At 74.6% G+C, this 12,790-nt stretch carries 11 protein-coding genes; 5 read left to right on the top strand and 6 right to left on the bottom strand.

The features are described 5' to 3' along the window. Window positions 1–52 precede the first annotated feature (52 nt). Together CCN42_RS06710 and CCN42_RS06715 are read left to right on the top strand one after the other, a co-directional pair. On the top strand, window positions 53–1,834 hold the full coding sequence (locus CCN42_RS06710) for an N-acetylglutaminylglutamine amidotransferase (RefSeq protein ID WP_086733725.1): 1,782 nt from the start codon (window positions 53–55) through the stop codon (window positions 1,832–1,834). Beyond that, on the top strand, window positions 1,831–4,200 hold the full coding sequence (locus tag CCN42_RS06715) for a S9 family peptidase (RefSeq protein ID WP_086733727.1): 2,370 nt from the start codon (window positions 1,831–1,833) through the stop codon (window positions 4,198–4,200). The genes CCN42_RS06710 and CCN42_RS06715 overlap by 4 nt, the downstream gene beginning before the upstream one ends. A 31-nt stretch (window positions 4,201–4,231) precedes the next feature. On the opposite strand, the gene CCN42_RS06720 is transcribed toward CCN42_RS06715, so the two are convergent. After that, window positions 4,232–4,501: a hypothetical protein gene (locus CCN42_RS06720; protein ID WP_086733729.1), complete on the bottom strand. Its 270-nt coding sequence runs from the start codon at window positions 4,499–4,501 to the stop codon at window positions 4,232–4,234. 103 nt (window positions 4,502–4,604) lie between these two features. On the opposite strand from CCN42_RS06720, the gene CCN42_RS06725 reads away from it, so the two are divergent. Continuing rightward, window positions 4,605–4,853, top strand: a complete 249-nt coding sequence (locus CCN42_RS06725) for a hypothetical protein (RefSeq protein ID WP_086733731.1) — start codon at window positions 4,605–4,607, stop codon at window positions 4,851–4,853. Window positions 4,854–4,871: 18 nt separating this feature from the next. Here CCN42_RS06725 and CCN42_RS06730 read toward each other — a convergent pair whose 3' ends face one another. Then, window positions 4,872–5,966 (bottom strand): carboxylate-amine ligase, encoded by a 1,095-nt coding sequence (locus CCN42_RS06730; protein WP_086733733.1) that lies wholly within the window; start codon window positions 5,964–5,966, stop codon window positions 4,872–4,874. 281 nt (window positions 5,967–6,247) lie between these two features. Between CCN42_RS06730 and CCN42_RS43190 the strand changes: the two genes are divergently transcribed. Continuing rightward, on the top strand, window positions 6,248–6,391 hold the full coding sequence (locus CCN42_RS43190; RefSeq protein ID WP_169731416.1) for a hypothetical protein: 144 nt from the start codon (window positions 6,248–6,250) through the stop codon (window positions 6,389–6,391). Between the two features lie 160 nt (window positions 6,392–6,551). Here CCN42_RS43190 and CCN42_RS06735 read toward each other — a convergent pair whose 3' ends face one another. From CCN42_RS06735 to CCN42_RS06750, 4 genes are all read right to left on the bottom strand, one after another. Beyond that, window positions 6,552–7,805: an NAD(P)/FAD-dependent oxidoreductase gene (locus CCN42_RS06735; protein ID WP_086733735.1), complete on the bottom strand. Its 1,254-nt coding sequence runs from the start codon at window positions 7,803–7,805 to the stop codon at window positions 6,552–6,554. A 452-nt stretch (window positions 7,806–8,257) separates the two neighbouring features. Further along, window positions 8,258–9,820, bottom strand: a complete 1,563-nt coding sequence (locus CCN42_RS06740) for an FAD-dependent oxidoreductase (RefSeq protein ID WP_086733737.1) — start codon at window positions 9,818–9,820, stop codon at window positions 8,258–8,260. Beyond that, on the bottom strand, window positions 9,817–10,548 hold the full coding sequence (locus tag CCN42_RS06745) for a class I SAM-dependent methyltransferase (RefSeq protein ID WP_086733739.1): 732 nt from the start codon (window positions 10,546–10,548) through the stop codon (window positions 9,817–9,819). Before CCN42_RS06745 ends, CCN42_RS06740 begins: the two co-directional genes overlap by 4 nt. 41 nt (window positions 10,549–10,589) lie before the next feature. Continuing rightward, the gene (locus CCN42_RS06750; RefSeq protein ID WP_086733741.1) at window positions 10,590–11,777 is read right to left on the bottom strand and encodes a lycopene cyclase family protein; all 1,188 of its coding nucleotides are present in this window, start codon (window positions 11,775–11,777) and stop codon (window positions 10,590–10,592) included. Window positions 11,778–12,025: 248 nt separating this feature from the next. Between CCN42_RS06750 and CCN42_RS46060 the strand changes: the two genes are divergently transcribed. Further along, on the top strand, window positions 12,026–12,790 hold a 765-nt coding region (locus CCN42_RS46060), incomplete at its 3' end, for a polyprenyl synthetase family protein (protein ID WP_211294645.1).

Raw genomic sequence — 12,790 nt, forward strand, 5'->3', positions numbered from 1 at the left:
CGCCACCGCCGTGGGCGCGGACCGCCGACCCGCACCGGGGAGGTGGTGCGTGATGTGCGGCCTCAGCGGGGAAATACGCTTCGACGGTGAGCGGCCCGATCTCGCGGCCGTGCAGCGCATGAGCGACCGGCTCGCCGCCCGCGGCCCCGACGGTGAGGGCATCTGGTCGCGAGGCCCTGTGGCGCTGGCCCACCGGCGACTGAAGATCATCGACCTCTCCGACCTCGGGGCCCAGCCGATGACCGACGTCGAGGACGAGGTCACCGGCGTCTTCAACGGATGCATCTACAACTACCGGGAGCTGAGCGAGGAGCTGCGGCGCCTCGGCCACCGCTTCGAGTCGACCTCCGACACCGAGGTCGTCCTGAACGCGTACCGCCAGTGGGGGACCGCCTGCGTCGACCACTTCTACGGCATGTTCGCGTTCGCGATCTTCGAGCACCGGACCGGCCGTCTGGTCCTCGGCCGCGACCGGCTGGGCATCAAGCCCCTCTACCTGGCCGAAACCCCCGGGCGCCTGCGGTTCGCCTCGTCGCTCCCGGCGCTGCTCGCGGGCGGGGACGTCGACACGTCCCTGGACCCGGTGGCCGTTCACCAGTACCTCAGCTGGCATGCGACCGTGGCGGCACCCCGGACCGTGCTCAACGGTGTGCGCAAACTGCCGCCGGCCACCGTACGCGTGGTGGAGCCGGACGGCAGCCACCAGGACCACCGGTACTGGCAGCCGTCGTACACCCGCCGCCCCGAGTACGCCGGCATGAGCCCGAGCGAGTGGCGGGACGCGGTGCTCGACGCGCTGCGCACCGCCGTACGCCGCCGGATGGTCTCCGACGTGCCCGTGGGAGTCCTGCTCTCCGGAGGCCTGGACTCCAGCCTGATCGTGGCACTGCTGGCCGACGGGGGGCAGCGGGACCTGGCCACGTTCAGCGTGGGCTTCGAGTCGGAAGGCGGCGCCGGGGGTGACGAGTTCGAGTACTCCGATCTCATCGCCAAGGAGTTCGCCACCGATCACCACCGGCTGATGGTGCCCTCCGAGCGGCTGCCGACGGCGCTCGACGGAGCGATCGCGGCGATGAGCGAGCCGATGATCAGCCATGACGTCGTCGCCTTCCACCTGCTGTCCGAACAGGTGGCCAAGGAGGTGAAGGTCGTCCAGAGCGGGCAGGGAGCCGACGAGGTCTTCGCCGGCTACCACTGGTACCCGAGGCTGGCCGAGGCCTCCCGCGCAGGGGCGGCCGACAGGTACGCCGAGACGTACTTCGACCGCTCCCACGCCGACCTCTCCCGGGTGGTACGGCCGGACATGCTCCCGCCGGACGACGTCGCCACCCGTTTCGTCCGGGAGCACATGGCGGTGCCGGGCGCCGACACCGCGCTCGACGCCGCCCTGCGCCTCGACACGCACGTCATGCTCGTGGACGACCCCGTGAAGCGGGTCGACAACATGACCATGGACTGGGGACTGGAAGCCCGCGTGCCCTTCCTGGACCATGAACTGGTGGAGCTTGCGGCCGCCTGCCCGCCGGAGCTGAAACTGGCCGACGACGGCAAGGGCGTCCTGAAGGACGCGGGCCGAAAACTGCTGCCCCACGAGGTGGTCGACCGGCCCAAGGGGTACTTCCCGGTCCCGGCGATCACCCACATGGCCGGGCCCGTCCTGCAACGGGTCCGGGAGGCACTTCAGGCCCCGGAGGCGAGGCGGCGCGGGCTCTTCCAGGACTCGTACCTCGCCGAGCTCCTGGCGGCCCCCGACGAGCACCGGACCCGGCGCGGGGCGAACGCCCTGTGGCAGGTGGCCCTGTTGGAGATATGGCTTCAGACGCACGGAATATGACCGACGCTCGCGTCCCGACCGGCACGGAGGACGTGACCGGCACGAACGGGGCGAGCGGCACGGACGGCGTGGTCGGCACCGGCGCGGCGGACTTCGAGCGGCGCGAGCGCGCGGCGTTCGTGGCGTTGCGCGGCCCGAGCGCGACGGTGCCGGACGCGGACGGCGGCCGGGGTCTCACCCAGGCCGCCCCCGCACTGGTCCCGCTCACCGACGCCTCCGGCCCGCGCGACGCCACGACGCGGCTCACCGCGCACGGCTGCTGGTACCCGTCAGCCGACCCCGCCGGAACACGGGTGGCGTTCATCTGCGACCGCGGGGGAGTGCCCCAACTGTGGACGGGGCCCGTGGACGGCGGCGAGGTGCGGCTGCTCGACGCCGGACCGGACCCCGTGCGCGAGGTGTCCTGGTCACCGGACGGCCGCTGGATCGCCTACACCACGGCCCCCGGCGGCGGCGAGCACTCACGCGTGCTGTGCGTACGCCCCGACGGCACCGGCCGCCGCATCATCGCCGGAGCCGAGCCCGGCACCACGGCCTACCTGGGCTGCTGGGCGCACGACGGGTCGGCGGTCGCGGTGACCGTCGCCGTCCCGACGGGCCTGCAGCTGGCCCCGACCGCCGAGGTCCCGGCCGAGAGCGGCGAGACCGGCGGGTCCGGTGGCCGCCTGCCGGCCGGCTGGCCGGGCCATGAGGGCGAGGCCGTGCTCCTCGGGCCCAGCCCGCTCACCGCGACGGAACCCAGGACGACACTGCCGGGCGGGCACGCGGCGACCGCCGGTCCGCACCGCCACGACATGACCACGATGCTCACCGCTCTGCACCCCGGGGGAGTGGCCCCGGGGTCCGTGGCCGCTCGGCTCGGCCGGCTCGCCCCCGGCGCCGGATTCGGCGACGGGCTGTCGGCCTACCTGATCGACCCCGACGGTGCTGCCGCCCCGGTCCTCCTGGCCGCCGAGAAGGACGCGGCGACGCTGCGCGTGTGCGACCTCAGCCCCGACGGCGGCCTCGCCCTGCTGCGGCGCGGCCCGCGCGGACGGCGTGAGGCGGTGGTGGTGCGCACCACGGACCTCGCCACCACCTGCGTGGTGCCGGCCGCCGACGGCGACCCTTGGATCGGCAGGTTCTCGTCCCGGGCGGACACCGTCTGGCTGCGCAGCGACGCCGACCGCGAGTTCGCGGCCCTGCTCGCCGCCCGGCTGGACGGCGAGGGCCGTCCGCGCAGCTGGTCCGTCGTGGCGGAGCGAGAGGGCAGCGACCTGGAACTGCTGTCCTTCGGCCATGACGGCCGCACGGCCGTGCTGGCCTGGAACGTCCGGGGCGCGAGCGATCTGGAGGTCGTCACCGCCCCGCCGTCCGCGACGACCACGGGCGCCGCGGGCCGCGCCGGCGGCACCGGCCTGTCCCGGCCCGTGCCCCTGCCGCACGAAGTGATCACCCGTATCGTGCCGGCCGGCCCGGCGGGACTGCTGCTGGCACTGTCCGGCTCTCAGCGCCGCCCCGGCCTGTGGTGGCTTCCCGAGGGTGTGGAACCGGTGCGCACGCCATGGTCCTCGCGGGACGAGGACGCGGTGCCCCCGGGCCGCCCGCCCGTGCGACCGGTGCAGATGCGGCTGACCGCCCGGGACGGGCTGCCGCTGAACGGCTGGTACTACCGTGCGCCGGGCCGCGGCCCCGGCGAACCGGCACCCTGCGTGATCCACCTGCACGGGGGCCCCGAGGAGCAGGAACGCCCCGTCTTCAACCCGCTGTACCACGAGATCCTGGGGCGAGGGCTCGACATCTTCGCACCCGACGTACGCGGGTCCTCGGGGCATGGACGGTCGTTCGTGGACGCCGATCTGGGCAGGGGCCGGTTCGCCGCGCTGGACGACGTCGCCGACTGCGCCGCACACGCGGTCCTGGCCGGTCCGGCCGATCCGGCGCGGCTCGCCGTGATGGGACGCTCCTACGGTGGCTATCTCACCTTCGCCTCCCTCGTCTGGCACCCCGAACTGTTCCGCACGGGGGTGGCGGTCTGCGGCATGTCCGACTTCGCGACGTTCTTCGAGGGCACCGAACCCTGGATCGCGCAGTCGGCGGCACACAAGTACGGGCATCCCGAGCGGGACGGCGAACTGCTGCGCTCGCTGTCGCCCATGACGCGTATCGACGCCCTGCGCGTTCCGGTCCTCGCCGTCCACGGCGAGCACGACACCAACGTTCCGCCGAAGGAGTCCGAACAGTTCGTGAGGGCGGCGCGCGAACGCGGCCAGGTCGCCGAGCTGCTCACGCTGCGCAACGAGGGCCACGACTTCCTGCGCGCCGACAACCGGCGGCTGTTCCGCCGCGCCGCCGCCGACTGGCTGCAGCGGCACCTCGTCGACTGACCGGTCAGCGGGCGGACGCGGACTTCGAGCCTCACTCGGGGCCCGCGGGGAGGTAGTAGGTCTGCCTGAGGAACGCGGCCATGTCCCGCAGCGCCTGCGTGTACCCGGCCCGGTAGCGTGCGTCCACGTCGGTGCGGCGGCTCTCGGCCTCCGCCCACACGTCCAGCTGGAGGGCGATCCGCAGATGGTTGCGGTACAGGGCGCCATGACCACCGTCCAGGGCGGCGCGCGCACGCCGCTCGTCCCAGTCCTCGAGACCGCTGGTGTCGAAGGCGAGCAGTTCGTCGTCCGGCTGCGGCACGGGTTCCCCCTCGGTCAGCTGATCCCGGTGAGCGGTTCACCTGGCCGTGGGCGGGGCACCCGCCGTAGCACCCGGGAAAGAGCCCACGACCGGAGGCCGACGGATGATCGACGAGACCCATGTCAGGCGACTTCATGATGCCGGGAGCGAGGATGCCGCGCTCGTCCTGCTGGAAGGCAGGGCTCGAGTGGTCGACGACCCCTCCTCGGGTGAGGAGGAGGGCTCGGACGGAGCCCTGCTCGTGATCACCAAGCGGGACCTGGTGGACCGTGTGGGTACGGCGCCGACCGACCGCGATCTGCGTGATCTGGCCCAGGTCCTCACCGACATGGTCGGCAAACTCGGCGCGTGACGTCGGGGCCGCGGCCCGTCACGGCATCACCGTGGCCTCGGTGAGCATGTCGATCACGGCGTCGGGGCCGCCGTCGGCCAGAATCTGGCGCTGCCGGTCCGCGCCCGTGCCGTGCTGCATCAGACGGTGGACGAGCCCGGTGACCTCCCGGGTGTCACCGGCTTGCTCGAGCGCGGGAGCGATGTGTTCCAGGAGCTGGTACACCACGTCACCGGCGCGACAGCGCCGGCCGGCGGGATCGATCAGCTCCCCGTTCAGCCCGTGCCGGGCGGCCTGCCACATCGTGGCCTTCAGCAGCTCGGGGTCGGGGTCCGGCACCGGGCGCCCGGCGCCCGCGTCGCGCATCGCCGTCTCCACGAGGCCGCGCACGAGCCCGGCGAACATCACGGCGTCGTCGGTGCGCGGCTGGACGTCCAGACAGCGCACCTCGACGGTGGGGTAGCGCTCGCACAGCCGGGCCTGCCAGTACAGCTGGCCGCTGTCGGCGATCACGTCGGTGGCGACAAGCCGCCGCATCCGCAGGTCGTAGTCGGTGTCGTCGGCGAAGTGCGGCGGGATTCCACTGACGGGCCACCGGTCGAAGACGATGGTGCGCCAGCTGGCGAAACCGGTGTCGTGCCCGTCCCACAGCGGAGAGTTCGCGCCCATGGCGGTCAGTGTGGGCAGCCATGGCCGCAGCCGGTTCAGCACCTCGACGCCGGTGCGCCGGCTGGGCACCGCGACGTGCACGTGCATGCCGTTGACCATCTGCTCCGCCACCAGCTGGGGCGCCTGCCGCAGCATCGCCCTGTACCGGGCCTTGTCCGTGACCGGTACGGCCGAGTCCTGCGCCATCGGGGCGGTGCCGCTGGCCATGATGCGACAGCCGTGCGTCTCCGCCGCGAGGGCCACGGCGTGCCGCAGGCGCAGCAGATGCCCGCCGACCTCCTCCAGTGAGCCGCAGACCGGGGTGGCCACCTCCACCTGGGCCTGCAGCAGCTCCAGCTGGATCTCGCCCGCCGCGACGAACGGTTCGAGACCGGCCGCGGCCCGCACCTTCTCGCCGTACGGGCTGAGCCTTCGCGTGGCCACGTCGACGAGCAGATACTCCTCTTCCACACCGACGGTTGTCATGTGCACCTTCCCTGCTCGCCGGAACTCCGGCAATGAGGCGGTGCGCTCCGTTCCGGGTCCGCCACCGACGGTGCCCGGGAGTCGCCCCCGCCGTCCTGAGGGGTGTCAGCCAAGTGGCCGTGCTCTCGCCGTTCCAAACGTGCGCGGGAAGATCACCATGGGCTTCCGGGCCCGTGGACCTGCGGTCGGAACCGGGCGAGTGCGCACCGCGTGCCCGGGGTACCACGGACCGGCCGAGGAGGGGGAGAACCACCCGTCCGACTCCCGGCATGGAGGTCCTCATGACCGAACAGACCCCGTCCCAGGCGGAGGGCGAGCCGGAGGAGACCGGGCACCCAGACGTGCCGCGGACGACACCGTCCCAGGCCGAGGGCGACGACGCGGGGAGCGCGGACGACGACACGGAGGGCGAGGACGGGGAGTGACGGGCCGGCCGGCCGCGCCGCGACGGGGCGCCGCCGTCCCCGGGTGCGGACCTCCGACCCGGCTCGGGGCTCCGGGAGCGGAGGTCCGCACCCTCTCTTCGCGTTCTACGCCCCACTCGGATGCGGTCGGCGCGGTGTTTCCGGGGCGCCAGGAAGTCGTTCAGCGCCCCAGGTCGCGCAGCACCTCCCGGGCCGCGCGGGCTCCCGAGGCCAGCGCCCCCTGCACCGAGCCGGTGGCCCGGTGGTCCCCGCACGCATAGCGGCCCGCTGCCACCCGTGAGGTGCGGACGAGCGGCTGCGGGGGCGCCATGGCGGGCAGGGCGTCCGCGACGGTACGCACCGTCAGCAGGTCCCAGCCGTCCGTGCCGGTGCCGTACGCCTCGCGGAGCGCCCCGCGCACCTCGCGCTCGCGGCCCTCGGCGTCACCGCCCAGGACCGAGGTGGCGACCAGCGCGTGGCCTCGCGGTGCGTGACCGGGGGCGACATCGCTCAGGACACAGGTGTTCAGGAACCGGCGCCGGGTGTCCACCAGCAGGGTGGGTTCAGCGAGCGGGGACGTCGGGGCGACGTGGTAGTAGGTGGTCACCGTCCGGTAGGCCGGCACACCGGCCCGGGGCAGCAGCGCCGCCAGCGCTCCGGGGCCGGTCGCCACCACCACCGCGCGGGCGGCCAGCTCGCGGCCGGCGACAGTCAGGGCGCCGTCGTCGGTCAGCCGCTCCACCGGCGTCTCCAGGCGTACGGTGCCCTCCGGCAGCGCGGCGGCCAGGGCACGCGGGACCGCTCCGATGCCCTCGGCGGGCAGGCACAGCGTGCCGCGCAGCATGCTCCGCCACACCAAGTGGAAGAACCGGCTGGAGGTGACCAGCTCGTCCTCCAGGAACACGCCCGACAGGAACGGCCGGAAGAAGCGCTCGACGAACGCGTCCGAGATCCCTGCGTCCGCGAGCGCGGTCCGGGTCGTGGTGTCCGTGGCCGACTTCAGCAGTCGCGGCGGGGCCAGCATGTCCCGGCCGGACAGCACGGCGAGGGCCAGCAGGTCGCGCGTCCCGGCGAGGCGGCCCGGTAGCAGGTCGGGCAGGGTGCGGGGCCGTCGCGTGGGGTCGCTGAAGCGGAGCCTGCCGGACTCCGTGTGGATGAGCACGCCCGGGGTGAAGGGCCGCAGGCGCAGCGGGCGCAGGTCCAGCCGCCCGCGGACCTGGGGGTAGGAGGTGTTGAAGACCTGGAATCCGCGGTCGACGACGAAGCCCTCGACCCGGTCGGTGCGCATCCGGCCGCCCACCTCGGCGTCCGCCTCGACGACGCGGACGGCCACACCGGCCGCGAGCAGGTCGTGAGCGCAGGCGAGTCCGGCGACACCGGCTCCCACGACCAGTACGTCCGTCCGTACGTCCGTCGCGTCCCGGTCAGCGGACACACGACCACCTCTCCCACCTCTCCGGGCCGCCCCCGCGCGGGTGACGGCGGTGCCGCGCCCGTGGCGCGTCTCCCCGCACTCTTTCCGGTGGCCCGCCCGAGCGGATGCATCGGCGCGGCGCGTGTCCCCCGGACGGCATCACGCCGAGGCCGCACGGGGGCGGCCCGGCGACGGGGTACGCCTCCGATCCGCCCGATCCGGCAGGTGTGAACTGCCGTGTTCGGGGCACGGGGCGGTGTCGCACGAGCGCTTCCCGCGCCACCCTGCATCTGGACAACCGGCCCGACGCGCTGGACCGTGTGCTCCGCCAGACCAACGTCCTGGACCACCTCACCGCACCCGTGTGCGGTCACCGGCCACCGGCCGGGGCCGTGACCGTGGCGCCGAGACGCGGCGGTGACCCCGCTACGTGACGGTGTTGCCGAGCGAATCCACCGCGTCCGGCCCCGCACTCAGCGTCCCGCCCACCCGGCCAGCGTTCGCAGCACCGTGGCGCGTCCGCGGTCCGGCACCGTCCACAGCGTCCGGCCCCGCACGCCCCACCGCTCCAGCAGCGCGTCGGCGGCAAGGAACCCGGTCGTCGCCGCGCGTTCCATCAGGGCCACGGGCAGGTCGGTGCGGACCAGGTCGCCGGCCACCACCAGTCCGGGATCGGGGGTGCGGACGGTCGGCCGGTCGGCGAAGCCGCCCACCGGGAACAGCGGACAGTCGTCGTGCCACACGTGGCGGGCGTCGACGACCGAGGCCGCGCGCGTCTCCGGGTAGACGCGGTGCAACTGGTCGACCAGCAGCTTCTCCTCGACGTCCCGGGCCGCCCCCGGCCGTACCGCGTACGCGTGCAGCTCCACGACCGAGCCCCCGGTGCGCGCGGCCCAGCGGGCCGCCTCGTCCTCCCAGCGCTCCAGCACGCTGATGTTGTCCAGGGTGCCGAACCCGCTGGTGCCCAAAAAGCCCGGCCGGTCCGCTGCGACGGGCCGGTCCAGCCACAGCCGGCTGACCAGGAAGGGCGGTGCGGTGCGCAGCCGCCCGACCCGCTCGCGCCACGGGCCGTCCCCCAACCGCTCCGAGCCGGCCACGAGAGAGCGCAGCCCCGCGGCGTCCAGAGCCAGCACCACAGTGTCGTGGCGGCGTTCCTCCCGGTCGGTGGCGATCTCGTAGCCGCCGTCGGGCCGGGGGGTGACGCGTTCGACGGCTGTGCCGGTGCGCACCTCGGCGCCGTGCCGTCCCAGGTAGGCGGCCAGCGGATCCCACAGCGCGGCCGGGAAGGGGGAGCGGGGCACGTCGAACAGCAGGCCTTCGGCGGACCCGAGGAAGTAGATGTGGAACATCAGCGCCATCTCCGCCGCGGACAGGTGCCGGGGGTCGGCGAAGAAGCTCCGGGAGAACACCTCGAACGCCAGATGACGGGCGCTACGGGGGAAGCGCACGGCGTCCAGGAAGGCGTGCGCGCTGATGCCGTCGAGGCGTTCGTACACCTCGGGGACGCGGACGTCGAGCAGCGGCAGCGCAGCGACCGGGTTCATGGCGCGCAGGTCCCGCAGGCGGAACGAGGGGCTGAGCGCGACGAAGCCGAGCGCGCTCCACGGAGGGGTGCGCGGGACGTGCCGGAAGCTGTCGCGCAGGCCGCTGCCGTGCAGCAGTGGATAGTCCGGCAGGGCGGTGAGCCGTTCCAGCCCCGGATCCGTACGACGCAGCAGCCCCCGCAGGTTGTAGTACTGGCGGAAGAACGCGTGGAAGCCACGGCTCATGGTCACCGCGCTGCCGTCCCGCAGCCGGGTCGGCCATCCGCCGACCCGCCCGCCCAGGTACGGCTGCCGTTCGTACAGCGTGACGGCCACCCCGCGTTCGGCCAACGCGGTCGCGGCGGCCAGCCCGGCGATACCGCCCCCGACCACGGCGGTGGTGGGGCGGGGGCCGTCGGGCCGCCGGGTGCCCGGCCGGGCGGGCAGCACGCGGGCCCGGCGGTCCCGGCCCCTGCGCGCGCCCCCGGGGCGGGCCGTCGGAGTGCCGCTCATCGCGCCTCCTCCCGGCCGGCGTCCGCCCGCCGGGCGACGAACGTGTGGGTGATGCCCGTCTGCCAGCCCGGCAGGGGCAGGGCCCGCACCCGGTCGAAGCCGGCCGTGCGCAGGCGGTCCGCGAAGCGCTCGGCGGTGTCGAACTCCAGGACGCTGTGCCACAGATGGCGGTAGAGCGCGGCGTCCCCGAGGACGTTCGCGACGGGCTGGACGACACCGCGGCAGACCAGCGTCCACACCGCCCGGTCCACGCGGCGCCCGCCGAGCGTGTACTCGTGCACGCCCAGCCGTCCGCCCGGCCGCACCAGACCGCGCACGGTGGCGAGCACGGCGTCGGGATCGGCGACGTTGCGGAAGAGGTAGGCGGCGAACACGGCGTCGAACGGCCCCCGCACCCCGGCCTGCGCCAGCCGCTCCGCGGGCGCGCGCACGAACGTCACCCCCCGCGCCCAGGGCTTGGCGGCGGCCCGTTCCAGCATGCCGGCGGAGGCGTCGACGGCCGTGATGTCCGCGCCCGGCAGGACGGAGCGCAGGGCGGCCGTCGAGGCGCCGGTGCCGCAGCCGAGATCCAGCAGGCGCAGCCCCGCGCCGTGCCCGGGCAGCCCGAGCCGGCGCACCGAGCGGCGCAGGTGCGCGTGGTAGCCGGGATTCGCGGCCACCAGCGCGTCGTAGGTACGGGAGGCGTGGTCGAAGGCGGCGGCGAGATCCTCGTCGCGCAGCAGGTTCATGCGGTCTCCGGGAGCCGAAGGGGGCGGGCGGACGGGGCGGATCAGTCGAAGGGGCGGCGCGGCAGCCAGGGAAGCTCCACCGCGGACCGCAGCATCGGCCCGGCGGGGGTGCGCAGGCCGATGGAGAGGTCCTCGTACAGCCGGGTGCGGCCGTCGAGGAAACGCAGCAGCCGCCCCATGGGGACGCGCGCGAACAGGCGGCAGAACAGGGCCGGACCGTCGACGCGACCGCTGTCCAGGGCCCGCAGCAGGACGGCGTCCATGGCCCGCGAGCGGGCCGAGTGCGGGACGGGCGGCGCCGGCCGGCGCCCCTGACGCAGGGCCGACGCGACGGCCCGGGTCTGGCGCTGCACACCGGCGAAGGTGTAGCCGGAGGCGGGGCGGGTGGCGCCGCCCGCGGCACCGATACGGAAGACCGACGCGCCGACCTGCCGGGGCATCGGTGCGTCCGTCATCGGAATGACCCCGGTCTCCGTGGCGACGATCCGCGCCTCGCCGAGCCGCAGCACCTCGTCGGCGTACTGCCGCACGGCCGACTCGTACCCGTCCGAGGTGAGCGGGCGCGGCGAGAACTCGGTGTACTCCACCAGCGCCTCGTGCGAGCCGAGCGGCAGGACGTAGCCGAAGGACAGGCCGTCGGCCGGCTGCGGGGTGCGGAAGTCCATCAGCTCCACGGCGCGGACGTCGAAGACCGGCCGGGCCGTGCGGACGAACCAGCCGTGGAAGTGCTGGAGGAGGGTGGTCCGCGCGGCCGGCAGGCTGCCGGGCGGGCGGGAGTCGAACACCCAGCGGGCGCGCAGGACCCTGCCGCTGCCGTCGGGGGCCTTCACCTGGACGTGGGCGCCCGCGGGCACGTCCTCCACCGTCTCGACGGTCGCCTCCAGCCGCCGTACGTTCGGACTGCGGGCCAGATCCCTCCCGACCAGGTACTCGAAGTCGTCGGAACGGATCATCTTGTAGCGCAGTGGGGCGATGTCCCCCTCGACCGGGGCGCCCCAGGGCGGACGCACCCGCAGCCGACGCCATTCGGCGCGCAGCGCCGCGTCGAACCGGCCGCGGCCGGACTCCCAGAAGCACCAGGTCCGCGGCGGCGGCCGCAGCGGCCCCGGCGGCGCGTCCACCAGCACCACGGAGAGCGTGCGGGCGCCCGGCACGTGCCCGGCGAGCCGGTGGGCGAGGGACAGCCCCGCGGCTCCCGCCCCCAGGACGGCGACCTCCGTCTCCAGCACGCCGGTTCCTCCCTCTCTCTCCGTCTTCGCCTTCCCGCATCCGCCGGTTGCTTCCCGGATCCGGGCCCGTACGGATGCAAGGACACGGCGGGCACACCACCCCCTCGTGCACGCGGCGCCGCCGAACGGAGGCACGGACAGGGAGCTGCACGGCCGGAGCGGGCATGCCTTTGCCGCATCCGTAACCGCCGCCCGGGCGGAAGGACGTGGATGACGGAGGAACGACGAGCACGACGAGAGGATTCGGGATGCGCCCCACACAGGCGAAGGATCACCACGCGGCCCCGCCGCCCGTGCCACGCCTGGTCGCCCTGCCGGGATCCCCCGTCCGGGCGCGGCCGGAGGGCGCGGCAGCCGACGCCGAGGGCGACCGGCCGGCCAGCGGAACCGCCGTACGGCACCCCCGAGGCGTGCCCGGCCCTCCGGGGGGCGCGGACCCGCGCGCCCTCGGTGCTCACGCAAGCGGCCCGGGTGCCACAGACGGGCACGCGGTCGACGCGGAGTCGCACGGCCTTGATGCGGGGGTGCACACCGTCGACACGGCCGTGCCCGTCATCGATGCGGCCGTGCCCGCCATCGATGCCGACGCGCATACCGTCGACGTGGACGTGCCCGCCGCCGTCGGGCGGACGCTCGACCACGTGCTGGCCGACCGCCTCGCCCGGGCCCGCGCGGCCGACCTCCTGTTCGCGAAGGACCTGGCCGAACGCGTGGCGCGGTTCACCCGGGAGGGCGGCAAACGGACCCGGGCCCGACTGGTCTGGTGGTCCCTGCGCGCGTGCGGCGCTTCCGACCCGGCGTCGGCCGTCGCCGCCCTGCGGATCGGCGCGGCACTCGAACTGCTGCAGACCTGTGCCCTCGTCCACGACGACGTCATGGACGGGGCGGCACTGCGCCGTGGGCGGCCGGCCCTGCACGCGGACGTACGCGCCCAGTACGCCGGCCACGCGCCTCCCGCCCGTGTCGACCGCCTGGGGGAGTCGGCCGCGATCCTGGCCGGCGACCTGGCCCTC

The sequence above is a fragment of the Streptomyces glaucescens genome (assembly GCF_002154375.1).
GTDB classification, from domain to species: Bacteria; Actinomycetota; Actinomycetes; order Streptomycetales; family Streptomycetaceae; genus Streptomyces; species Streptomyces glaucescens.